Genomic DNA, 23045 nt, shown 5'->3' with positions numbered 1-23045 from the left:
GGTCAGGCGGTCCCGGCCTTGTAGCCGACGCCGCGGACGGTCACGACGACCTCGGGGTGCTCCGGGTCCTTCTCGATCTTGGCGCGCAGGCGCTGCACGTGCACGTTGACCAGGCGCGTGTCAGCGGCGTGGCGGTAGCCCCAGACCTGCTCCAGCAGGACCTCGCGGGTGAAGACCTGGCGCGGCTTGCGCGCCAGGGCGACCAGCAGGTCGAACTCCAGCGGGGTGAGGCTGATCTGTTCGCCGTCGCGGCGCACCGCGTGCCCGGCCACGTCGATGGTGATGTCACCGATCTGGAGGACCTCGGGCGCGGGCTCCTCGGTGCGGCGCAGACGCACGCGCACGCGGGCCACGAGCTCCTTGGGCTTGAACGGCTTGACGATGTAGTCGTCGGCGCCCGACTCCAGGCCGAGGACGACGTCCACGGTGTCGCTCTTGGCGGTCAGCATGACGATGGGAACCCCGGACTCGGCGCGGATCTGACGGCACACGTCGATCCCGTCGGCCCCGGGCAGCATCAGGTCGAGGAGGACCAGGTCGGGCTTGGTCTCGCGGAAGGCCTCCAGAGCCTTGTCGCCGTCGTGGACGAACGAGGGCTCGAACCCTTCACCGCGCAACACGATGCCCAGCATCTCGGCGAGGGCGAGGTCATCGTCGACAACCAGTACACGTCCCTTCATCGGTGTGTCCGGCGCCAGGGTCCACCGCCTCGGAGGCGGGGGTACCGGCGCCTACTCCTCTCTCCTGGAACACTCAAGCGGCGTCAGTGGTCGGTGCCCGTGATCCCCGGGATCGGGGAACGATCCCCGACTGGGGACCGCGTTTCGCCTCCCCAACCTTGCCAGCTTTGGACACTGTTGGAGGAGCGGTCAGCGGTGTTGGGCCCTTTTGGACCGTATTCGGTCACCGGCGGCGTCATCCCCGGCGAAGGAAGGCCCGGAAAGCTTCGTGACTTGGCCGGTTGGTAACAGAAAGCATACAAAAGGAATGAAGTGCGTGGGTTGCCTACGACACACTGCAAGGCCACTGAGAAGCGGTGGAACCGGCCGGTAGGTTGGTTTCCGACACGTCAGAATTGGCGCGAAAACGCTCGCGCGCAGTAACCGAACCTCACGGAGGGCGGGCAGATGAGCCAGGAGGACGACCACCGGGAGAGGCCGGGGGGCATCCCCGACGGTCCCGAAGGACAGGGGTCGCCCGATTCTGGAGACACCCCCGAGGCGAGCGGTTGGGCCGCACCGGGACAGGGTGCCGCCTCCCCGCCGGACGAGGCCGGCGGCCGCCCCGGGTTCGCTCCCCCCGAGCAGGGCACGCCGCACGCGTACGGCACCCCTCCCGCGGGTCAGGGCACCCCTCCCGGGTACGGCACCCCTCCCGGCCAGGGCGCCCCGCAGGGATACGGACCTCCCGCCGGTCAGGGCCCTCCCCCGGGGTACGCGCCGCCTCCCGGCCACCCCGGCTACGGACCGCCTCCCGGATACGGACCCCAGCCCGGCTACGGTCCCCCGCCCGGACACCACCAGCAGCCCGGGTACGGCCCCCCGCCTCCGGGGTACGGACCCCAGCCCGGCTACGGACCGCCCGGACCGGGCGCGCCCCACGGGCACGCGGCCCCCACCCAGGACCCGAACGCCCCGCGCCCCGCCCCCATCAAGCCCGGAGTCGTCCCGCTCCGCCCGATGTCGCTCGGTGACGTCTTCAACGGCGCGTTCACCTACGTCCGCCAGAACCCGCGGACCACCTTCGTGCTGTCGCTGATCGTCATGGCGGTCGCCTCGATCGTCGGCAGCGTCGCGACGGTCTGGGCCACCGGCGACTCCCTCTCCACCCTGAGCACGTTCGACGAGATCCTGGCGGACCCGGAGGCGTTCGACCCGGACGACCCGATGTTCGCCACCTCTCCGTTCGCCACGCTGCTGACCTTCGCCGGCGCCCTCATCGTCCTGGTCGGCGGGGCGATCCTGACCGGCACGCTCTCCTCCGTGGTCGGCATGGCGGTGCTGGGCTACCGGCTCACCATCGAGCAGGCCTGGGCCTCCGTGCGCGGCCGGGTCGGCGCCATCATCGCCCTGGCCTTCATCAAGCTGGCCATCCAGATCGCCATCGGCGCCGTGGCCTCCATCGCCTTCTTCATCGCGCTGTTCATCGGCCTCATCGCCGGTTTCGGCATGGCGGACCCCGTGGCGGGCCTCATCATCGGCCTCCTCATCATGTTCGTGGCGGCCGTGGCCGTCGGTGTCCCCACCTTGTGGGTCTGGATCCGCCTCTACTACGCCATGCCCCTGGTCGTGCTGGAGCGGCTGGGCCCGGGCCAGGCCATCGCCCGCTCGTGGCGCCTCTCCCAGGGCGCCTGGTGGCGCACGTTCGGCTACTGGCTGCTGAGCGGGGTCATCGTGCTGGTGGTGAACATGCTGCTGGCCGGCCCGCTCGGCATCGCCCTCCCCTTCCTGTTCGAGGTCGACACCTTCGGTCCGATCCTGGCGGGGACCGTCAACTACGTGGTCACCGTGCTGATCTACGCCGTCACCCAGCCCTTCCTCGCCGGGGTGACCACCCTGCTCTACATCGACCTGCGGATGCGCCGTGAGGGTCTCGACCTCCAGCTGCACCAGATCGCCCAGCGGGGCCAGCCGGTCGGCTCGGAGGTCTACCTTCCCGGGTACCGCGCGTGAGGGCCCCGCTCATCGCACCCCTGGACGTGACCGGGGAGGAGGGTCGGCGGCGGGCCATCGAGGAGCTGTCCGACCCCCTCTACGGCAAGAACGAGCCCTCCCTCCTGGACCGGTTCCTGAACTGGTTCGGTGAACTCCTCGACCGCCTCGTCTCGGCGGGCGAGGGGGTCGTCCCCGGCGGGTGGATCCTGGCGATCGTGCTGTTGGTCGTGGCGGTCCTGGTGATCGTCCTCATCGTCTACCTGCGGCCCTCCCGCAACCGAAGGGCCGAACCTCCCCTGCACGAGGGTGTGGTGCGCACCGCCGCCGACCACCGGGTGCTGTCCGACCAGGCGGAGGCCCGGGGCGACTACGTGGAGGCCGTCCTCGAACGCCTGCGGGCGATCAGCGTGGACCTGGAGGACCGGGCCATCGTCGGCCCGCGCCCCGGACGGACCGCCACCGAGCTCGCCGCCGAGGCCGCCCTGTCGCTTCCCGGTGAGGCACGGGAACTGGACCAGGGCGCCCACCTGTTCAACGACGTGGTCTACGGTGACCGCGCCGCCACGGCCGAGGCCGCCCGCACCATGCGTGAGCTGGACGTGCGGCTGGGCGCGGCCCACCCCGTACTCGACGACGAAGGGTCCCGATGACGACCACCGCACCGGGACCGGTCCCTCCGCGATCGACCTCCGGACGCCTGTGGCGTGCCGGGAGGATGCCGCTCGCCGTCATCACCGTGCTGGTCGTGGCGGCGGTCCTGCTGTCGCTGGGCGAGGAACAGTTCCCCTCCGGTTACCTGGAGCCCGGCAGCCCCGAACCCCACGGTTCGCGCGCGCTGGCGCGGCTGCTGGGCGAGGACTCCGACGTCACCCTCGCCCGCACCTCGCCCGAGGCCGTCCGGGCCGTGGAACGGTCCGGGGACGACACCCTCCTGCTGCTCATGCTCGACCACCGGCTGCTCCCCGAGGAGCTGGACACGCTCGCGGGGTTGGAGACCGACACCTTCCTCGTGCAGCCGTCGCTGCGTTCCCTCACCACCTTCGCGCCCGGCGCGGACGTGACCGGGCGGGCCCACGACGACCGCGCCCAGGCACCCGACTGCGCGCTCCCCGACGCCGCCCTCGCGGGCGACGCCGAGGTCGCCGGTGAGGTGTACTCGGCGGAACCCGGGGTGGAGGCCCTGGGCTGCTACCCCTCCGGTGACGGCTTCTCGGTGCTCCAGGTGGCCCGGTCCGACGGATCCACGACGACGGTCCTCGGCACCGGGGCCCCGCTCACCAACCGCGACCTCGACGCGGCGGGCAACGCGGCGCTGATGCTCAACCTGATCGACGCGGAGCACGTGGTGTGGCTGCGGCCGGACCCGCCGCAGGAGGTCGGGAGCGCGAGCCCCTGGGACCTGGTCCCGCCGGGCGTGCGCTGGTCGCTGGTCCCGCTGGCACTGGCCCTGCTGCTGTTCGCCCTCTGGCGCGGTCGGCGGATGGGCGCGCTGGTCCCCGAAGCGCTTCCGGTCGTGGTCCGGGCCGCCGAGACCACCGAGGGCCGCGCCGGGCTGTACCAGTCCCGGCAGGCGCGCGACCGCGTGGGCGCCGCGCTGCGCGAGGGGTTCCTGGAACGGTCGGTGCCCCGGCTGGGCCTGAACCCGGACGCCGGTCCGGACGCCGTGGTGGCGGCCGTGGCCGAGCGGAGCGGGGCCGATCCCCAGGCCGTGGCGCCGTTGCTGTACCCGGCCCAGCCGGACCCGTACACGGCGGACGACGCCGCGATGCTGCGGCTGTCCGAGGAGCTTGACCGACTCTCCGAGGACCTGCGGTGAGCCCCGCGCCACCGTCCCCCGGACGAGAACAGACCACTGAGGTATCGAGAGAGGTAGACGGCACGTGAGCGCCTTCACACCCGAGGCACTGCCCTCCGCCGACGAGGCCCGGGCGGCGCTGACCGCTCTGCGCCGCGAGGTGGCCAAGGCGGTCGTGGGCCAGGACGAGACGGTGACCGGGCTGGTCGTGGCACTGCTGTGCCGTGGCCACGTACTGCTGGAGGGCGTGCCGGGTGTCGCCAAGACGCTGCTGGTGCGCACGGTCTCGCAGGCCCTGTCACTGGACCACAAGCGGGTGCAGTTCACCCCGGACCTGATGCCGGGCGACGTGACGGGTTCGCTCGTCTACGACCAGCACACGGCGAAGTTCGAGTTCATGAAGGGCCCGGTCTTCACCAACCTGCTGTTGGCCGACGAGATCAACCGGACCCCGCCCAAGACCCAGGCCTCCCTGCTGGAGGCCATGGAGGAGCGCCAGGTCACCGTGGAGGGGCGGCCGGTCGCGCTGCCGGACCCGTTCATGGTCGCGGCCACCCAGAACCCGGTCGAGTACGAGGGGACCTATCCGCTGCCCGAGGCCCAGCTGGACCGGTTCCTGCTCAAGGTGACGGTCCCGCTGCCGGAGCGCAACGCCGAGGTCGCCATGCTGGGCCGACACGCCGCCGGGTTCGACCCCAGCGACCTGGACGCGGCGGGTGTGACCGCCGTGGCCGGGGCCGCCGAGCTGCACGCGGCGCGCGCGTCCGTGGCCCAGGTGCGGATCGCGCCCGAGGTCCTCGGCTACATCGTGGACCTGTGCCGCGCCACCCGCTACTCCGCGTCCCTCCAGCTGGGCGCCTCCCCGCGCGGCGCGACGGCCCTGCTGCGCACCAGCCGGGCGTGGGCGTGGCTGTCCGGTCGCGACTACGTGACCCCTGACGACGTGAAGGCCCTGGCCAAGGGCACGCTCCGGCACCGGATCGGACTGCGGCCGGAGGCGGAGCTGGAGGGTGCCACCGCCGACGGTGTGCTCGACGGTGTGCTGGCCTCCGTCCCGGTGCCGCGCTGATGGTGGTCACCGGCCGGGCCTCGCTCCTGGCACTGGTGGCGGTGGCCGCCGTGGCGGTCTCCGGGGACATCGGCGGGATCGTCACCTTCGTCTCCGTCGGTCTCGTGGTGCTGCTGGTCGCGCTGGACGCGCTGTTGGCGACCTCTCCGAGGCGGCTCCGGCTGTCCCGCGAGGGCGACACCACGCTGCGCCTGGGCGAGACGGCCGAGGTGTGCGTGACGGTGGCCAACCCGACCCGGCGGCGGCTGCGCGGCCGGGTGCGCGACGCCTGGCCCCCGAGCGCGCACGCCTCCCCCCGGGCCCAACCGCTGCTGGTGGGACCGGGGGAACGGCGTCGGGTACGGACCGTGCTCACCCCCACGCGCCGGGGCGACGCCCGTGCCGCCGGGGTGACGGTGCGCAGTGTCGGACCCCTGGGACTGGCCGGGCGTCAGCGCACGCTCACGGCCCCCTGGACCGTGCGCGCCCTGCCGCCCTTCCACAGCCGCAGGCACCTTCCGGGCAAGCTGTCCCGGCTGCGTGAGCTGGAGGGTCAGCACACGGCGATGGTGCGCGGGCAGGGCAGCGAGTTCGACTCCCTGCGCGACTACGTGCCCGGTGACGACGTGCGCTCCATCGACTGGCGGGCGACCGCCCGCAACGACGGCGTGGTCGTGCGGACGTGGCGCCCCGAGCGGGACCGGCGCATCCTCATCGTGCTGGACACCGGCCGCACCTCGGCCGGTCGGGTCGGCGACACTCCCCGACTGGACCACGCGATGGACGCGGCTCTGCTGCTGACCGCGCTCGCGGGCAAGGCGGGCGACCGGGTGGACTTCATGGCCCATGACCGTTCCGTGCGTGCCCAGGTCCGGGCCTCGGGCAAGGGCAGCCAGGTCAACCGGGTGGTGGAGGCCATGGCCACGCTGGAGGCCACACTCGTGGAGTCGGACCCGGCGGCCCTGGTGAGCTCCGTGCTCACCCAGGGGCGGTCGCGCAAGCTGGTCGTGCTGCTCACCGACCTCAACGCCACCTCGCTGGAGGAGGGCCTGCTGCCGAGGCTGCCACTGCTCTCGACACACCACCTGCTGCTGGTGGCGGGGGTCAGGGACCCCGAGGTGGAGGAGATGGCGGCCGGGAGGGGTGGGCCGGAGGCCCTGTACCGGGCGGCGTCGGCCGAACGGACGCTGAGCGAGCGGCACCGGATCAGCAGGGAACTGCGCCGGATGGGCGCCGAGGTGGTGGACGCGAGCCCCGAGCAGATCGCTCCGGCGCTCGCGGACGCCTACATCAACCTGAAGGCCCAGGGGCGGCTGTAGGACGGAACGAACGCGAGGGGCCACCACCGGGTGCGGTGGTGGCCCCTCGTGGTTCCGGGTCCCGGGTCAGGCGTCCTGGTCGGAGCCGCCCCGCAGCTTGGCGCCGACCTCGAGGGCGGAGCGCTCCTCGGTCAGGCGTCGCAGCGCCTCCTCCTTGGAGATGGCGGTCCTCGGGGTGACCAGGCTGACGACCACCCCGGCGACCAGGGCCACCGCCAGCGACGGGATCACGGCGTTGCCCCAGAAGGCGGTGAACGAGGCGACGTTGTTGACGACCAGCGCCGCCACCGAGCCGCCCAGCATCGCGGCGATCCCGCCCTGCCAGGTGGCGCGGGGCCAGAACTTGCCGAGGAGCGACGCCACCAGCAGGCCGGTGAGCACCGTGGAGATCATCAGGGTGATGTACCCGATCAGGGTCGTGGCCATGAGGGAGAACACGAGGGCGAGCCCCATCACGGCGATCAGTCCCCAGCGGGAGTAACGGACCAGGTTCCGTGGGTCGGGAAGCCGGCCCGTGACCAGCTGGGAGATGTCGCGGACCAGGATGGTGACGCTGACGATGGCGTCCGAGTCACCCGAGGACATCGTGGCCGACAACCCGGCGACCAGCAGGAACGCGCCCAGCCACACCGGGAACAGGGTGGTGACCAGGTAGGGGAAGGCCATGTCCGGGTTGTCGAGGGCGGGTTCGAGGGTGTGGGCCGACATCCCCGCGATCGCCGGGAGGATCGAGAACGCCGCGAAGAGGGCACCGGCGAGGACGAAGCTGCGCCGCACGGTCCGCACGTTGACGGCCGAGTAGATCCGCTGGCGGTACGAGGGGGTGGCCAGCACGCCGACGGCGATGACCACGGCGAGGGAGAGGGCGGGCACCGGGCCCAGTGCCTCGTAGCCGAACAGGGAGAGCGCCTCCTCGGAGGAGCCCTCGCTGATCCCGTCGAGTCCGCCGACGCTCACCAGCGCCAGGACGGCGAGGATGGTGAAGCCGAGGAAGAGGATGGTGCCCTGGATGGCGTCGGTGATCACCACCGCGAGGTAGCCGCCGACGACCGTGTAGACGCCGAAGCCCAGGGCGATGACCACCTTGGCCGTGTTCTGGTCCATGTCGGTGAGGAAGGAGAGGTACATGGCTCCGCCCATGATGTGCGCGCCCAGCCATCCCACGGAGGCCAGGAACAGCAGGACGGCCACCACCCCCTTGATCGCGCGGCTGGCGCCGAAGTAGTAGCTCATCTCCTCCGGGAAGGTCATGAACCCCTTCTCGCGGACGTCGGCGAAGAGCCACAGCAGGAGGAAGACACCGGCGGCGCCGCCGACTCCGTACAGGGCGCCCGCCCAGCCGTTCTGGTAGGCGAAGCCGACCGCGCCCAGGCTGGAACCGGTGCCGACGAGGGTGGCCAGGGTGCTCCCCATGACCAACGGGGTGCCCAGACCGCGTCCGGCGAGGAGGAAGTCCTCGCCGTCCTTGGTGCGCCGGGCGACCCACCAACTGATCGCGATCATCAGCAGCACCGAGGCGAGCAGTGCAGACAGGTAGATCACGTTGGTCTGGCTCATGACGAACCTCCAGGGGTGACGGGGGGAGGGGGTGGTGGGGAGTTGGGGTGGGGGTGTGAGAGGCGGGGCCCGGGGGTGTGATCCCCGGAGTGTGGGGTGGCGGGTGTGAGAGGCGGGGCCCGGGGGTGTGGGCACGGCGGGTGTGAGAGGCGGGGCCCGGGGATGGGGACCGGGTGTGGCCGGAGTGTGCGGCCCGGACCCGGGGACCGGGCCGCACGGTGGGAGCGGGGGCTCGGGGCCCCCGGGATCAGCTGGCCGGGTGGTACAGGACCGCGTCGACCTCGATGTCGAAGCCGGGCAGGTCCGCCTGGATGGTGGTACGCACCGGCGCCTTGTCCCCGAAGTACTCCGCGAACACCCCGTTCATCGCCTGGAAGTCCGCCAGGTCGCGCAGGTAGACCCGGGCCTGGACGGCCTCCGACAGGTCCGCCCCCGCGGCCGCCGCCACGGTGGCCAGGTTGTCGAACGTGGCGCGCGCCTGCTCCAGGAACGGGCCCTCGATCACCGAACCGTCGGTGCGGTGCGGCGTCGCCCCGGCGAGTACACGAAGTCCCCGGCCACGACCGCGTGGGAGTAGGGACCGCCGGGCGGTGCGGCGTCCGGGGTGTTGACGATCTTCTTCTCAGCCATGCTTCCTCCTTGGGTGGGTGGTACCGGTGGTCGACCGGACCGGTGCTGAAGTTCGGTGCTGCGGTGGTGCAGTGGTCAGAACAGGGTGCGAACGGCGTCCACGACCCGGCCGTCCGCGTCGAGCACGGGGATCAGCGGCCACTTGTCGAACACCGTGCAGGCGTGGGAGAGCCCGAGTTCGACCACGTCTCCCACACGCACCGCCTCCTCGGCGGGAGCGCTGAGGTCGAGGAACGCGTGGTGGTCGTTGAGCTCGACCACGCGCGCCCCGTCCGCCAAGGGGATTCGTTCCCCGTCACGCAGCACCGCGCGGGGAACGGGCAGGTCGACGTCGAACGACACGTCGCGCTTGCCGACCCCCAGCAGCGCGCGGCCCGGCTCCGGGCGGGACAGGACCCGCGCGTGGCAGCTCAGCGCGGGGCGCAGGGGGTCGTCGTCGGCGGCGGACCGCAGGGGCGACGCCCGCTCCATGAACAGGTCGTCGTGGGTCACGTAGCAGCCGGAGCGAACGATTCGGCGGACCGGGCGCGACAGCTCGGGTGGCTCCGCGAGGGCGTCGGAGACCAGGTCGGGATAGCTGCTCCCGCCCGCGGTGACGATCACCTCGGCCGCCTCGTCGAACAGGTGCTCCGCGTCGGCCCGGCGGGCGAGGTCGTACAGGCGGTCGAGCCAGGCGCGCACGCGGTCCGGGGAGTCGTCGTCGCGGCGCTGGGGGAACACTCCCTCGAAGGCCTCCACCCCCACGAGGGTGAGTCGCGTTGAGGCGGCGACCGTGCGGGCCAGTTCCAGGGCCTGCTCCGGGTCCCGGACTCCCGTGCGGCGTCCGGCCACGCCGAGCTCCACCAGGACCGGCAGGGGTCGGGCGGCTCCGGCCAGGGCATTCTCCATGATCCGGACCCCTTCGACGGAGTCCACCAGGCAGAGCGGCTCGAACCCGGGGTCGGCCAGGGCGTCGGCCAGCCAGGCCAGCTGGGCCGGTTCCACGACCTCGTTGGCGATCAGGACCCGGGGCACACCGAAGCGGCGCATCACCCGGGCCTGGGCGACGGTGGCGGCGGTCAGACCCCAGGCGCCCCGCTCCAGCTGCGCCGACCACAGCCGGGGGGCCATCGTGGTCTTGGCGTGCGGGGCGAGGTCGACTCCGTGTTCGGCGCACCAGCGGGCGAACCGGTCGAGGTTGTGCGTGAGCGCCGCCTGGTCGAGGGTGACGGCGGGCAGCCAGAGGTCGCTCAGGTGCAGGTCGGCGGCGCGGATCCGGTCGACCGACGTGGGGCCGTCCGGCACGGACCGCGCCTCCACCGGCGCGGAGTCGAGTGCGGCCAACGGCGCGGTGGGGAGCCCGTGTCCGGCGGCGGGGTCGGTCGGCAGGGGTCTCGAAGGTGACTCTGTCAAGGTGCGCTCCCGTCGTTTCCGGCCCTCAGGCACGGTCCTTGGCGGCTGGGCGGGGGAAGGGCTCGTCGAAGTCCTCGGGGCGGTCCAGGCGCTGGACGGCGGAGCGCACCTGCTGGTGACGGTGGTCCTCGGCCCGTTCCTGGGCGGCGCTCAGGGGTACCCACGCCGGGGGCGGCTCGGCGGCTCGCGGTGTGAGCAGGCGGCCGCGGGCGTAGGTGGCGGTGTTGGTCAGGCGGAGCGGGGCCTCCCGGGTGCCGCCGTGCACGTCGACGACGGGGAAGCGCCCCTCCTCGGCGTCGAACACGGCGATGTCGGCGTCCGCGCCCGGGCTCAGCGTCCCGGCGGGCAGGCCGAACGCGCGCGCGGGGCGGTGGGTGGCGGCGGCGACCACGTCGGTCAGGCCCATTCCGGCGGCCAGGGCCTTGCCCATGACGGTCGGCAGGTCGAAGGCGGGGCCGTACACGGACCGGATGTGCAGGTCGGTGGAGACCAGGGGGACCAGACCGGCGGCCAGCTCGGCTTCGAGCACGTCGAAGTCGAAGGCGCCGGAGCCGTGCCCCAGGTCGAAGAGCACGCCGGAGTCGCGCAGGCGCAGCAGGGTGTCCGCGGGGCGGCCGTCGACCACCAGGCCGGTGGCGACCCCGGTGGCGCAGTGCGTGACGACGTCTCCCTCGGTGAGGAAGGGCGCGATGTCACCGAGGTCGGGCGGGCCGTAGCCGATGTGCACCATGAGCGGGCGCTCCAGGCGGCGTGCCAGCTCCGCGGCTCTGCGCAGGGGCTCCACGCCGTGCGCGCCGACGGTGTGGCTGTCCATGCGCGCCTTGACGCCGCAGACGAAGTCACCGTGGCGGGCCACCACGTCCGCAGCCGCGTCGACGTCGAGGTTCTCCAGGACGTGGTGCTCGCCCGTGCGTCCGACCAGCCCGATCCCGGAGACGTTGACCAGGGCCCGGACGCGGAACGGGGCGGGCTCGGCCACACTACGGCGCAGCCCGTCGAGGCCGTAGGCACCGGCGGAACCCGCGTCGACCCAGGTCGTGACGCCGGTGCGCCAGGCGATCGGCTCCGGGTCCACGCCCCAGTACGTGGCGCCGTGCAGCACGTGGGTGTGCGCGTCCACCAGACCGGGGAGCACCAGCTTCCCGTGGACGTCCTCGACCCGTGCGGCCCGGTCCACCGGCAGGGCGGCGGCGACCTCCGCGATCCGTCCGGCCCTGACAGCGACGTCGGCCGTCCCGTCACGCCCCGAGGCCGGGTCGATGACGCGGCCGCCGCGCAACAACAGGTCCCACACTCGAGCCACCTCCGTTGTGCTGCGTACTGCGCAACACTGTTGCGCGGTGAACAACATATTGAATAGCATTCGCCGGTGACGCAGGTCAACACATCCCGTGAGACCAGTCACCAGACGAACCGGAGGTCGTGAGTGAGCACGCAGCGACGGATCGAGGTACCAGCGCCGTCCTCCCCCGCGAGCTCCCAGGACGCGTCCCCCTCTCCACTCGACGCGGTGTGCGTGGGCGAGACGATGGCGCTCCTCATCCCCGAACCGCACTCCAACGGGTCCCCCCGATTCCACGCCGAGATCGGCGGAGCCGAGTCCAACGTCGCGGTGCACCTCGCCCGCGCCGGACGGGCCGTCGCGTGGCGCAGCGCGCTGGGCGACGACGTGTTCGGGCACCACGTGCGCGAACGCCTGACCGACGCGGGCGTGCGGTGCCTGGTCCGGGAGGACCGCACGCGCTCCACCGGCCTCTACATGAAGGAGCCCTCCCCCGAGGGCACGCGCGTGCGCTACTGGCGCGCCGGATCCGCCGCCTCCACCCTGCGCCCGGCGGACGCGGCCGAGGTGTGGCGGTGGCGGCCCCGGCTGGTGCACACGACCGGGATCACCGCCGCCCTGTCCCACACGGCGCGTGACCTGGTGCGGGAGCTGTTCGAGCAGGCGCCCCCCACGACCGTGCGCAGCTTCGACGTGAACTACCGCCCCGCGCTGCACGGCGCGGACAACGCCGACCTCCTGCTGGACCTGGCCCGCCGCGCCGACGTGGTGTTCTGCGGCCTGGACGAGGCCCAGTCCCTGTGGCGGGTCGAGTCCCTGCCCCACCTGGTCGAACTCCTGACCGGCCCGGACGGCCCCGACCTCGTCGTCGTCAAGCAGGGCGCCCGGGGCGCCACCGCCGTCCGGGACGGGCGGACCTGGTTCGAGCCCGCTCCCCGCGTGGAGGTCGTCGAACCCGTCGGGGCCGGGGACGCCTTCGCCGCCGGGTTCCTCGACCGCCTGCTGGACGGTGCTCCCCTGCCCGACTGCCTGGCGGAAGGCGCCAGACTGGCCGGGGTGGTGCTCGGACTCCCCGGCGACATCCCGCCTCCGCAGGAGGGGTCCCCCGCCACCCGCTGAGAGGCCGTCCCAGTCCGGAACCGCCTCCGACCACCCCAGGGGCCGCGCCCCTGCCGACCAAGGGGAGAACCACCGGTGTCCAACAGTGTCGAACGCGCCCTGCGCATCCTCGTGGAGCTGGCCGACGGTCCCAGCACCATCAGTGAGCTCGGCCGCCGCCTCGGCGTGCACCGCACCACCTCGCTGCGCCTGCTGCGCACCCTGGAGGAGGAGCGGTTCGTGCGCCGCGCGGACGACGGCGCCTACCGGCTGGGGCCCCGCCTTGCCGCCCTCGCCGCCGCCGCGCTGGACGGGCTCGACATCCGCGACAGCGCCGCCCGGCACCTCGCGGCGCTGGGCGACACCTGCGGGCAGACCATCCACCTGGGCGTGCTGGAGGGCCACCAGGTGATGTACCTGGACAAGGTAGAGTCGCGACAGGCCGTGCGCATGTACTCCCACATCGGCGCGCTGGCGCCGCTGCACGCCACCGGGATCGGCAAGGTCCTCCTCGCCTACCTGTCCGCCGGGGAGCGCGACGACCTGCTCGGGGCCTCCCCCTACCCCCGGTACACACCGAACACGCTCACCGACCGGGCGGCGCTCGACGAGGTCCTCGACCGCACCGCGCGCCAGGGGTGGGCCCTGGACGACTTCGAGCACGAGGAGTTCATCCACTGTGTGTCCGCGCCGGTCTTCGACGCGGCCGGGCGGGTGGCCGCCGCGATCTCCGTGTCGGCCCCGAGCATGGTGCTGGACCGGCCCGGGCTGCTCGCCCACACCGAGGACCTGACCTCCACAGCGAGGGCCATCAGCGAAGAACTGGGTTGGAGCCAACGATGACCACGAACGACGGCGCCCCGACGGGCTCGATTCCCGGCTGGGCCGACTTCTTCCGTGAGGGGCTCGCCCCCGTCCCCGTGATCCTGATCCTGCGCGGGACCACACCCGAGGAGGCGGTCGCCGCGGCCCAGGCCGCATGGAGCGCGGGGGTGCGGCTGGTGGAGGTCACCCAGGAGAGCGAGGCGGGGGCGCCCGCCCTGGAAGCGGTGGTGAGCGCCGCCGAGGGGCGGCTCCCCGTGGGCGCGGGAACGGTGACCACGCCCGAGCGGCTGCGCCGAGCAGTGGACGCGGGAGCGGAGTTCGGGGTGGCCCCCGGGATCGACCCGGACACCGTCGCGGAGGCCGACCGCCTGGGCGTGCCGTTCCTTCCCGGGGTCTCCTCGCCCACCGAGGTCGGTCAGGCGCTCCGGCTGGGGGTCACCACGGTGAAGGCGTTCCCGGCCAAGGTGCTGGGGCCCGCCTGGGTGTCCGCCATGGCGGGCCCGTTCCCCGAGCTCCGCGTCGTGGCCACGGGCGGGGTCGACGCCGGGAACGCGGCCGACTACCTACGCGCGGGAGCGGTCGGCGTGGGCGTGGGCCGCTCCGCGACCGAGGGCGGCGCCCTGGCCGAGCTGATCCGAACCCTCTAGGCGGTGGGCTGCGGCGGCAACGCCCCTTCGTGCACTATGTGTGCCATGGCCCCTCCCCCCGAAACGCACAATTCAGCTCAGCAAGCCGTATTTGGACACCTCATCCAGGCCCGGGACATCCACGGTGGCGTCACCGTGAACGCCGCGCCGGTGGCCGCCCCGGTGCACGACGTCAGTTTGGATCCTCCACGTCCCTCCACCGCGGTGCGCGGGCGCGACTCCCTCCTCGACGCGCTCCGCGCGGCCATGGAACGGGGGGCACCCGTCCCCCACGTGCTCACCGGCCCTGGCGGGTTCGGCAAGACCACCGTGGCTGCCTCGCTCGCGGAGCACGCCCGGTCGGAGGGCTGGACGGTGTTCTGGGTGCGCCCGGACACGATCCAGCCGAGCATGCTGGAAGCCGCCGTCGAGCTGGGGGGTTCTCGACAGGAGGCAGACCAGTTCAAGGCCGCGCCCCGCCAGGCGGCGCGCTGGGTCTGGCGGCACCTGGACGCCGCGCCCCGCCCCTGGCTGCTGGTCATTGACAACGCCGATCAGCCGGAGCTGCTCGACCCGGAGAACCGTCCGGGTGAGCAGCGCGGCTGGATGCGGTCCAGCCCTGGCGGCTTCGTGCTGGTCACCAGCCGCGTGGACGATCCCGGGCTGTGGGCGCCCGCGACGGTGCACCGATTGGGCTCGCTCCACAGCCAGGAGGCAGTGGACGCACTGGTCGACCACGCGGGAGGACGACGCCCGTCCGGATCCGACGAGTTGGCCGCACGTCTCGGTGGGATCCCCTTGGCACTGTCGCTGGCCGGACGCATCCTGGCCACCCACGGCGTGCTCTTCCCCGACGCGCGGTCCCTGCTGGAGCACATCGAGGAGGACGTCTCCCGGCTCGATGCGCTGGCGACACCGATGTCCCAGGGCGGAGGCACCGAACGTCAACTCCTGTCGGGGGTCTGGAACGTATCGCTGCGCCTGGTCTCCGACCAGAACCCACAGGCAATCCCGCTTCTACGGGTTCTCGCGGTCTTCGGCAGCGACGGCCGGGCCGTACCCATGGCGAAGCTGCCCTTGGAGGACCTCAGGGGTGGAAGGCTCGACCTCCACTCCATTCCACTTGATGCCGCCTCGTTGGCCCGCACGCTGAACGCCCTCGTGGTACACGGTCTGGTCACCGTCATCGGAACCGGGAACGACATGGCTCTCCAGCTGCACCCTCTCGTATCTGAGGGGGTCAGGTCGGGGATGACGGAGCAGGACCTACCGCTGGTCGAAGAGATGGGTACGCTCCTGGACCGTCAGGGGGAACAGGACCTCAGGTTCCAGATCGCCGCCCGAGGGACTCTGGCCCGCCTCTGGAGCAAGCTGTCCGCGCACTCTGAGGAGGACAGTAATCGCACTCCTGAGTTCACCAATCAGCGAGAACTGGGACGTGCTCTGCTCCTCATCGGCCTGCCCGAACCGGGGGAACGTCTTTTCACGAAGCTGGTTGCGGACGCGACGAGGGTGTTGGGCGCGGAGAACTCCTTCACCCTCAAGGCCCGCCACTTTCTGGCCGAGGCCAAGATGTACCAGGGACTCCTTGATGAGGCGGAAGAAGAGTTTCGCGCGCTCCTTTCCACAGTGACGTCGGCACTCGGCGCGGACGATGTCGCGACAACCGAGGTTCGGTACATGTTGGCTCTGGTCCTCGTCCGTCGTGAGCACTGGGCCGAGGCGGAAAAGCAGCTCCAGCGTGTCTATGACGAACGCGTGGCGACCTCGGGGGAGACCGAACCGAGTGTCCTGTTCACTGCGGCGACACTGGCCTACGTGGCCGTGAAACAGGGTCGCGCACGAGAGGGAGAGAGGACGCTCCGGCGGGTGTACGCGATCCGGGAGAGCACGCTGGGAGCCGAGCACAGCCAGACTCTGAACGTCCTGCAGGATCTGGCGCACGCGGTGGAGACGGATGGGCGGCTCGCGGAGGCCGAACGCATGTTCCGACGTGTTCGCGACGTGCGTCGCGAACACGTCGGAGCGGGGCTACCTGACACAGTGCTCGCGGAGAAGGATCTGGAGAGGGTACGGGCAGCGCTGGCACGCGCTGAATCAGGAGCGCAGGGCACCCAGGAAGGATGACCATGCCACGGGAACGAACCCGAGGCGGGTTCCGTCCGGTGCACGAGAGTCCCGGGCGCTCACACCGTGCTGACCCACAAGGGCCTCGACACAGCAGCTGGCTCCCTGACTGAAACTGCTCTTGAACCAAGGGGGAGAGTCGTCCATACCCACGATCGTGACACGGGAGCGCCCGGAATCACAGGCCCTTCGGCCCGTCAGCCCGCCACGGGGAGGGCGGCCGGGGCGTCCTCGATGTCGCCGGTCACGCCCTCCAGGTAGGCCTTCCTGCCCACCGTGTAGACGTAGACGAAGAACAGGACCTCCGCCACCACGCCGATGCCGATGGCGACCCAGGTGTTGGTGATCCAGCCGGTGACCAGGCCCTCGATCAACCCCGAGATGAACAGCACCACCACCAGGCCCAGGACCACCGCGATGGCCGCGCGGGCCTCCTCACCGAGGGCGCGCAGACGGGTCCGCTCCCCCGGTGCGATCAGCGACCACCCGATCTTCAGGCCCACGCCCCCGGCCACGAACACGGCGGTCATCTCCAGCAGGCCGTGCGGGAGGATCAGCGCGAAGAACACGTCGCCGCGCCCCATCGCGAACATCATGCCCCCGGCCATCCCGAGGTTGACCGCGTTGAGGAACAGCACGCCGATGGTGGGCAGCCCGAAGGCCACCCCGAAGATGATCGCCTGCGCCGCCACCCAGGCGTTGTTGGTCCACACCTGGGCCGCGAAGGAGCCGGCCGGGTTCTCCACGTAGTAGTTGGCGAAGTCGTGCTCGACGTAGCGCGCGATGGACTCGGGGGTGCCCAGCGCCGCGAGGACCTCCGGGTTGGTGGCGATCCACACCCCGGTGACCGTGGCCACGGCGAGGGTCCCGGCGGTCACGCCGATCCACCACCAGCGCAGCCGGTAGAGCACGGCCGGGAACACCCGGGTGAAGAAGCCGGTGACGTCCGTCCACGAGGAGGCGTGCGAGCCGGTGACCGCCGAACGGGCCCGGGCGACCTGGGAGGTGAGCCGCCCCGCCAGTTCCGGGTCCTGACCGGAGGAGCGCACCACCGACAGGTGGGTCGACACCCTCTGGTACAGGTCGACGAGTTCGTCGATCTCCTCACCTGTGAGCGAACGGCGCCGACGCACCAGTTCGTCCAGTCGTTCCCACTCCTGGGCGTGCGCGGCGGCGAACACGTCGATATCCACGTAAGGGACATTACTGGATTTCGGCCTTCGCCTCCCCGACGGGTGAGAACAGCGCCGCGCGCTGGCGGGTAGTGTCAGGGAGACGGTTTCAGACACCCGGTAAGGGAGCGTGCACTGGTGTCCTATCCCGGTGGTGGCGAGACCCGTGACGACGTGTACGGCGTGACGCCGCTGGTCACGGGCGACGCGGTGGTGCTCGAACTGCGCCCGGCCGGGTTCGCCACGCGTGCGGCGGCGATCGCCATCGACTTCCTGGTGCAGGTCATCGCGCTGATCGCCCTGGGTCTGCTGGTCAACTGGATCGGTGTGAGCGTCGACTTCGCCGCGACCAGCGCGGTCTCCCTCGCCTCCACCATCCTCGTCATCGTGGGCTACCCCGCCGCGTTCGAGTCGATCTCACGCGGGCGCTCCCTGGGCAAGATGGCCCTGGGCCTGCGTGTGGTGGGCACCGACGGCTCCCCGGAACGCTTCCGGCAGGCCCTGGCCCGCGCCCTCTCCGGTTTCGTGGAGCTGTGGATGACCTTCGGTGTCATCGCCCTGGTCACCTCGATGCTCAACCGGGACGGCCGCAGGGTCGGTGACTTCGTGGCCGGAACCATGGTGGTGGAGGAACGCACCGGGGGCCGCCGCGACACGGCCGTCCCGATGCCCCCGCACCTGGCCGCCTGGGCCGCGACGACCGAGCTGTCGCGCCTATCCCCGGAGACCGCCAACGCCGCCCGCCAGTACGTCCTGCGTTACGGCGAGCTGGCCGAGCACACCCGTCACGAGATGGGCAGCCAGCTCGCGGACACGGTGGCGTCGCAGATCAGCCCGCTTCCGCCACCCGGCACGACCCCGCCGTACTTCCTCGCCGCCGTCCTGGCGGAGCGCCGTCGGCGCAGCCTGGAGGCCATGAACGCCGAGGGTCAGGGGCGCCAGGAGCGCAGGTAGGCCTCCTGGCCCGGGGTGAGGACGTCGATGCCCACCCCCAGGGCCGCGAGTTCCAGGCGCGCGACCTCGTTGTCGGTCTCCTCGGGCACCTCCACCACGCCCGGGGCGAGGGTGGCGTGTTCCCGGGCCAGCCACTCGGTGGTGAGGGCCTGCACCGCGAACGACATGTCCATGACGGCGGCCGGATGCCCCTCCGCCGCTCCCAGGTTGACCAGACGCCCTTCGGAGAGCAGCAGGAGCCTGCGGCCGTCCTCGAACTCGTACTCGTCGGCCTGTTCCCGCACACCCCGGTCCACGGAGACGGAGAGCGACTCCAAGGCGTTGAGGTCGATCTCCAGGTCGAAGTGGCCCGAGTTGGCCAGGATCGCCCCGTCGCGCATCACCGACAGGTGCTCGCGCCGGATCACGTCCCGGTTCCCGGTGGCGGTGACGAACACGTCCCCGACGGGGGCGGCGGTCTCCATGGTGGCGACCGTGTACCCCTGCATCACGGCGTCCAGCGCCTTGACCGGGTCCACCTCGGTGACGACCACGTTCGAGCCCATCCCCCGGAACCTCTCGGCCAGACCCCGACCGCAGTAGCCGAACCCGGCCACGACGACGGTCCGACCGGCCAGGAGCGTGTTGGTGGCCCGCAGGACACCGTCCACGGTCGACTGCCCGGTGCCGTACCGGTTGTCGAACATCCGCTTGGTCCGGGTGTCGTTGACCGCCACCATCGGCAGCCGGAGCTCGCCCTCCGCGCTCATCCGGCGCAGCCGGATCACTCCGGTGGTGGTCTGCTCACAGCCCCCGAGGATCCCCTCCAGCAGTTCGGGGCGGCTCACGTGCGCGGTGTTGACCAGGTCGCAGCCGTCGTCCAGCAGCAGGTGCGGCCGGGACTCCAGGACGGTGACCAGGTTGCGGTCGTAGGCGGCCGTGTCCATCCCCGCCCACGCGTGCACGGCCACCCCGTACTCGGTGACCAGGGCGGCGGCGGTGTCGTCCTGGGTGGACAGCGGGTTGGAGGCGGCGAGCCACACGTGCGCCCCGCCCGCGCGCAGCACACGGAGCAGGTTGGCGGTCTCGGCGGTCACGTGCAGGCACGCGGCCACCCGCAGACCTTCGAGCGGGCGTTCGTCCGCGAACCGCGCGCGGACGCTGCGCAGGACCGGCATGGAGCGTTCGGCCCATGCCACACGGCGGACCCCGGCCTTCGCGAGGCCGAGGTCCGCCACCTCGTGTGAGGGAGGAGTCATCTGAGGTAGGACTCGCCCCTAGTAGCGGTAGTGGTCGGGCTTGAACGGCCCGGCCACGTCCACGCCGATGTAGGCGGCCTGCTCCTTGGTGAGCTCGGTCAGCTTGACGCCGAGCGCGGCCAGGTGCAGACGGGCGACCTTCTCGTCGAGGATCTTCGGCAGCGTGTACACGTCGGTCGGGTACTCGTCGGGCTTGGTGAACAGCTCGATCTGCGCGATGACCTGGTTGGTGAAGCTGTTGGACATCACGAAGCTGGGGTGGCCGGTGGCGTTGCCCAGGTTCAGCAGGCGGCCCTCGGAGAGCACCAGGACGGACTTGCCGTTGTCCTGGGTCCACTCGTGGACCTGCGGCTTGATCTCCTTCTTGGTGATCCCGGGGACCTTCGCCAGGCCGGCCATGTCGATCTCGTTGTCGAAGTGGCCGACGTTGCCGACGATCGCCTGGTGCTTCATGCGCAGGATCTGGTCGGCCATGATCACGTTGAAGTTGCCGGTGGTGGTGACGAAGATGTCACCGACGTCCAGCACGTCCTCCAGCGTGGTGACCTGGAACCCGTCCATCGCGGCCTGGAGAGCGTTGATGGGGTCGATCTCGGTGACGATCACGCGGGCGCCCTGGCCGCGCAGCGCCTCGGCGGAACCCTTGCCGACGTCGCCGTAACCGCAGACGACGGCGACCTTGCCGCCGATGAGGACGTCGGTGGCGCGCATGATGCCGTCCGGCAGCGAGTGGCGGATGCCGTACTTGTTGTCGAACTTGCTCTTGGTGACGGAGTCGTTGACGTTGATCGCCGGGAACGACAGGCTGCCGTCACGCTGCATCTCGTAGAGGCGGAGGACACCGGTGGTGGTCTCCTCGGTGACGCCCTTGATCCCCCGGGCGATGGCGGTCCACTTGCCGGAGTCCTTCTTGAGGCTCTCCTGGAGGAGGGTCAGGACGACCTCGAACTCCTCGCTGTCGGCCGTGGACGGGTCCGGGACGGCACCGGCCTTCTCGAACTCGGCACCCTTGTGGACGAGCATGGTGGCGTCACCGCCGTCGTCCAGGATCATGTTGGGGCCCTCGCCGGGCCAGGTGAGGGCCTGCTCCGTGCACCACCAGTACTCCTCCAGCGTCTCGCCCTTCCAGGCGAAGACGGGGACGCCCTTCGGGTCGTCGACGGTGCCGTCGGGGCCGACCACCACGGCGGCCGCGGCGTGGTCCTGGGTCGAGAAGATGTTGCAGGAGACCCAGCGGACCTCGGCGCCGAGGGCGACGAGCGTCTCGATGAGGACGGCGGTCTGGACGGTCATGTGCAGCGAGCCCATGATGCGGGCGCCCGTGAGCGGCTTGCTGTCACCGAACTCGGCGCGGGTGGCCATGAGGCCGGGCATCTCGTGCTCAGCGAGACGGATCTCGTCGCGGCCGAACTCGGCCAGGGAGAGATCTGCGACCTTGAAGTCGAAAGCCATGCGTTCCTCACTCGTCAAGTCATGGTTGCCACCCGATTCTAGGCCCGCGACCACCCTCCGCACACAAACCTCACACAGAGATGTCAGATTTGCGCGACGCGGCGGTGGTGGTGGGTTAGGGTCACCTGCATGGCCGCCCTCGACGACGACCCCACAGCGCCCGGACCGCACGGTGCGCCGGTTCCCATCTCCGCCGCCGCCGAGCGGGTCGGCAGCACCGCACGCATGCTGCGCTACCGCGAGGGCCTCGGTCTGCTCCCCCGCACGCAGGAACAGCCCACGGGACGCGGCCACCGGCACCGTCGGTTCACGGAGGACGACCTGCGCACGATCGCGGGCGGGCTGGAGCTGGAGCGCGAGTTCGACATCCCTCCCGCCGCCCTCGCCTTCGCCCTGAGGGTCCTGGCCGAACCCGAGGTACTGGCCCGGGTCCGCGCGCACGGCGAGCGTCTGGGCAGGTTGGCCGCCGCCCCCACCCGCGCGCTGGACTTCGAGAAGGAGAAGGCCATGCGTCTCCTTCACGCACGTCGCCCGGCCCCGCAGGGCCCCGGGACGCGCGGCGGCCCTTCTGGTTGACCTGAGCCCACGGCCGTCACCGGACACACGGCCCCACCCTTCGGCATGTTTTGGCAAAGACCGCACGGGCTACGGATGAGACCGTGGACAGCCAAATCGGAGACACGGCCTGGGAGACACTCCCCGAGCGCGTGCGCGCAGACCTCAGGGACGTCGACCTCCTTCGGACGGTCTGGGCCCGCCGACGCCAGGACCGGCCCCAACAGCGGCACGGGGCCGCGCGACGCGAACTGACGCGCGACCGCGTGCGGGAGTGGGGTGGCGGAGCCGACCTCACCGACCTGCTGCTGACCGGCGAGTCCGTATCCGGAGAACCCCTCACCGGACCCCACGTCGCCGCGCTGGCGGGACGGGTCGCCGAGCTCCCCGAGGGCGAGGAGCGCCGGACCGGCGTCCCCGACGGTCCCCCGTTGCGCCCCCTGCGGACCGCGCTGTCCACGGAACACACGCTGCGCCTGGCCCGGGCCGCGACCGTCCCCGCACACCCGGTGGTACGGGCCGCGCACACCTACGCCGAGTGCGTCCGGGTGGCGGCCGAGGCCTCCGGGGAGGAGACGCACGGCGACGGGGCGGCCTGGACGCTGCCGTGGGTGCTGGCCTCACGGGTCCTCCAACGGGCCGACCTGCCCCCGCTGCTCCTCGACCCCGGCACCCCTCCGCCCGACCCGGCGGGCAAGCACGACCCCGAGGAACCTCTCGCGCCCCTGGTCTCCCACATGGCCCGGCTGGTCACGGGTGCGCTGCGTGACGAGCTGGCGTGGAACCCGGAGGAGGCGGTCCCGAGCGGTCGCCCGGTCCCCCCACTGACGGCCGTGACGCGGCGCCGGGTCCTGGAGCACGTGCGCTCCCGGCGCGGTTCGGTGGCGCTGCTGCTGAGCGCCCTGGATCCGACGGCGACCGCCACCGTGACCTCCGGCGACGGTGGCCGGGGCGGAGACACCGCGCACTGGTGGTCCTGCCTGGAACTCCTGGTGGACGGGGCCTCACTCGCCCTGTACGTGGTGGTCCGGGACGTGGGCAGCCCGCCCTCGGGGGTGCTCGCGGTGACCGCGCACGCGCGCCTGACCACCCCGGAGGGGGTCCGGTCGGCGCTGGAGATGTCACGGAGCGACAGCGTCACCGTGCTGCCCACGGACTGCGTGGACGACCGCTGGCCCCAGGTGCGGGAGCTCGTGGACGAGGCGGTGTCGCGCGCCGTGCACGAGCTCACGCGCGACTGAGCGGGGCGGGAGCCACGCGAGTGGGCAGGGCTGGCGGGTGGACGGGCGCCACGCGGGTGGGCAGGCGGTGGACGGGAGCC

20 protein-coding genes and 1 pseudogene are annotated in these 23045 nt (G+C 71.9%); 12 read left to right on the top strand and 9 right to left on the bottom strand.

Annotation, left to right across the window (positions count from 1 at the left end):
- Nucleotides 1–2 precede the first annotated feature (2 nt).
- Nucleotides 3–680 (bottom strand): MtrAB system response regulator MtrA, encoded by a 678-nt coding sequence (gene mtrA, locus ACFW3L_RS23285; RefSeq protein WP_014908694.1) that lies wholly within the window; start codon nucleotides 678–680, stop codon nucleotides 3–5.
- A gap of 447 nt (nucleotides 681–1127) precedes the next feature.
- Between mtrA and ACFW3L_RS23280 the strand changes: the two genes are divergently transcribed.
- From ACFW3L_RS23280 to ACFW3L_RS23260, 5 genes are all read left to right on the top strand, one after another.
- Nucleotides 1128–2672: a glycerophosphoryl diester phosphodiesterase membrane domain-containing protein gene (locus tag ACFW3L_RS23280; protein WP_378745020.1), complete on the top strand. Its 1545-nt coding sequence runs from the start codon at nucleotides 1128–1130 to the stop codon at nucleotides 2670–2672.
- The gene (locus ACFW3L_RS23275) at nucleotides 2669–3304 is read left to right on the top strand and encodes a DUF4129 domain-containing protein (protein ID WP_378745016.1); all 636 of its coding nucleotides are present in this window, start codon (nucleotides 2669–2671) and stop codon (nucleotides 3302–3304) included. Before ACFW3L_RS23280 ends, ACFW3L_RS23275 begins: the two co-directional genes overlap by 4 nt.
- Nucleotides 3301–4470 carry a DUF4350 domain-containing protein gene (locus tag ACFW3L_RS23270; protein WP_378745009.1) on the top strand — a complete coding sequence of 390 codons (1170 nt, stop codon included), beginning with the start codon at nucleotides 3301–3303 and terminating at the stop codon, nucleotides 4468–4470. The genes ACFW3L_RS23275 and ACFW3L_RS23270 overlap by 4 nt, the downstream gene beginning before the upstream one ends.
- Nucleotides 4471–4534: 64 nt before the next feature.
- On the top strand, nucleotides 4535–5518 hold the full coding sequence (locus ACFW3L_RS23265) for an AAA family ATPase (RefSeq protein WP_378745003.1): 984 nt from the start codon (nucleotides 4535–4537) through the stop codon (nucleotides 5516–5518).
- Nucleotides 5518–6816 (top strand): DUF58 domain-containing protein, encoded by a 1299-nt coding sequence (locus tag ACFW3L_RS23260; RefSeq protein WP_378744997.1) that lies wholly within the window; start codon nucleotides 5518–5520, stop codon nucleotides 6814–6816. Before ACFW3L_RS23265 ends, ACFW3L_RS23260 begins: the two co-directional genes overlap by 1 nt.
- A gap of 66 nt (nucleotides 6817–6882) precedes the next feature.
- Here the strand turns inward: ACFW3L_RS23260 and ACFW3L_RS23255 are convergent, their stop codons facing one another.
- The 4 genes and pseudogenes from ACFW3L_RS23255 to ACFW3L_RS23240 form a co-directional block, all read right to left on the bottom strand.
- On the bottom strand, nucleotides 6883–8373 hold the full coding sequence (locus ACFW3L_RS23255; RefSeq protein ID WP_378744992.1) for a sodium:solute symporter family protein: 1491 nt from the start codon (nucleotides 8371–8373) through the stop codon (nucleotides 6883–6885).
- Nucleotides 8374–8620: 247 nt separating this feature from the next.
- Nucleotides 8621–9003: pseudogene (locus tag ACFW3L_RS23250) on the bottom strand (RidA family protein).
- Nucleotides 9004–9078: 75 nt separating this feature from the next.
- Nucleotides 9079–10395: an alanine racemase gene (locus ACFW3L_RS23245; protein WP_378744985.1), complete on the bottom strand. Its 1317-nt coding sequence runs from the start codon at nucleotides 10393–10395 to the stop codon at nucleotides 9079–9081.
- Nucleotides 10396–10420: 25 nt separating this feature from the next.
- Nucleotides 10421–11689 carry an amidohydrolase family protein gene (locus ACFW3L_RS23240; protein WP_378744978.1) on the bottom strand — a complete coding sequence of 423 codons (1269 nt, stop codon included), beginning with the start codon at nucleotides 11687–11689 and terminating at the stop codon, nucleotides 10421–10423.
- Between the two features lie 132 nt (nucleotides 11690–11821).
- Between ACFW3L_RS23240 and ACFW3L_RS23235 the strand changes: the two genes are divergently transcribed.
- The 4 genes from ACFW3L_RS23235 to ACFW3L_RS23220 all read left to right on the top strand — a co-directional run bounded on the left by ACFW3L_RS23235 (nucleotide 11822) and on the right by ACFW3L_RS23220 (nucleotide 16353).
- Nucleotides 11822–12796, top strand: coding sequence for a sugar kinase (locus ACFW3L_RS23235; RefSeq protein WP_378744968.1), 975 nt, complete (start codon nucleotides 11822–11824; stop codon nucleotides 12794–12796).
- 75 nt (nucleotides 12797–12871) lie between these two features.
- Entirely contained in the window at nucleotides 12872–13618 is a 747-nt protein-coding gene (locus ACFW3L_RS23230; RefSeq protein WP_378744956.1) for an IclR family transcriptional regulator, read from the top strand.
- Entirely contained in the window at nucleotides 13615–14247 is a 633-nt protein-coding gene (locus ACFW3L_RS23225) for a bifunctional 4-hydroxy-2-oxoglutarate aldolase/2-dehydro-3-deoxy-phosphogluconate aldolase (protein ID WP_378744946.1), read from the top strand. Before ACFW3L_RS23230 ends, ACFW3L_RS23225 begins: the two co-directional genes overlap by 4 nt.
- Nucleotides 14248–14292: 45 nt before the next feature.
- The gene (locus tag ACFW3L_RS23220; RefSeq protein WP_378744924.1) at nucleotides 14293–16353 is read left to right on the top strand and encodes a tetratricopeptide repeat protein; all 2061 of its coding nucleotides are present in this window, start codon (nucleotides 14293–14295) and stop codon (nucleotides 16351–16353) included.
- Here the strand turns inward: ACFW3L_RS23220 and ACFW3L_RS23215 are convergent.
- Together ACFW3L_RS23215 and ACFW3L_RS23210 are read right to left on the bottom strand one after the other, a co-directional pair.
- Nucleotides 16324–16500 (bottom strand): DUF397 domain-containing protein, encoded by a 177-nt coding sequence (locus tag ACFW3L_RS23215; RefSeq protein WP_378744916.1) that lies wholly within the window; start codon nucleotides 16498–16500, stop codon nucleotides 16324–16326. The two genes, ACFW3L_RS23220 and ACFW3L_RS23215, sit on opposite strands and share 30 nt — an antisense overlap.
- Nucleotides 16501–16550: 50 nt before the next feature.
- Nucleotides 16551–17546, bottom strand: coding sequence for a stage II sporulation protein M (locus tag ACFW3L_RS23210; RefSeq protein WP_378744911.1), 996 nt, complete (start codon nucleotides 17544–17546; stop codon nucleotides 16551–16553).
- Nucleotides 17547–17663: 117 nt separating this feature from the next.
- Here ACFW3L_RS23210 and ACFW3L_RS23205 point away from each other — a divergent pair, with 117 nt between their 5' ends.
- Nucleotides 17664–18479 (top strand): RDD family protein, encoded by an 816-nt coding sequence (locus tag ACFW3L_RS23205; protein ID WP_378744906.1) that lies wholly within the window; start codon nucleotides 17664–17666, stop codon nucleotides 18477–18479.
- Here ACFW3L_RS23205 and ahcY (ACFW3L_RS23200) read toward each other — a convergent pair.
- Nucleotides 18455–19717 carry an adenosylhomocysteinase gene (gene ahcY, locus ACFW3L_RS23200; protein WP_378744901.1) on the bottom strand — a complete coding sequence of 421 codons (1263 nt, stop codon included), beginning with the start codon at nucleotides 19715–19717 and terminating at the stop codon, nucleotides 18455–18457. The genes ACFW3L_RS23205 and ahcY (ACFW3L_RS23200) overlap by 25 nt on opposite strands.
- Nucleotides 19718–19735: 18 nt before the next feature.
- Nucleotides 19736–21169, bottom strand: a complete 1434-nt coding sequence (gene ahcY / locus ACFW3L_RS23195; protein ID WP_378744895.1) for an adenosylhomocysteinase — start codon at nucleotides 21167–21169, stop codon at nucleotides 19736–19738.
- A 129-nt stretch (nucleotides 21170–21298) separates the two neighbouring features.
- On the opposite strand from ahcY (ACFW3L_RS23195), the gene ACFW3L_RS23190 reads away from it, so the two are divergent.
- Complete coding sequence (locus ACFW3L_RS23190) at nucleotides 21299–21745, top strand: MerR family transcriptional regulator (RefSeq protein WP_378744888.1); 447 nt, start codon at nucleotides 21299–21301, stop codon at nucleotides 21743–21745.
- 83 nt (nucleotides 21746–21828) lie between these two features.
- Nucleotides 21829–22965 (top strand): hypothetical protein, encoded by a 1137-nt coding sequence (locus ACFW3L_RS23185; protein WP_378744884.1) that lies wholly within the window; start codon nucleotides 21829–21831, stop codon nucleotides 22963–22965.
- The last annotated feature ends 80 nt before the right edge of the window (nucleotides 22966–23045 follow it).

This window comes from Nocardiopsis sp. NPDC058789 (assembly GCF_042745575.1).
Classification (GTDB): Bacteria; Actinomycetota; Actinomycetes; order Streptosporangiales; family Streptosporangiaceae; genus Nocardiopsis; species Nocardiopsis eucommiae.
Note: the sequence above shows the minus strand (reverse complement) of the source record. Positions and strands in the feature narration are given on the sequence as shown.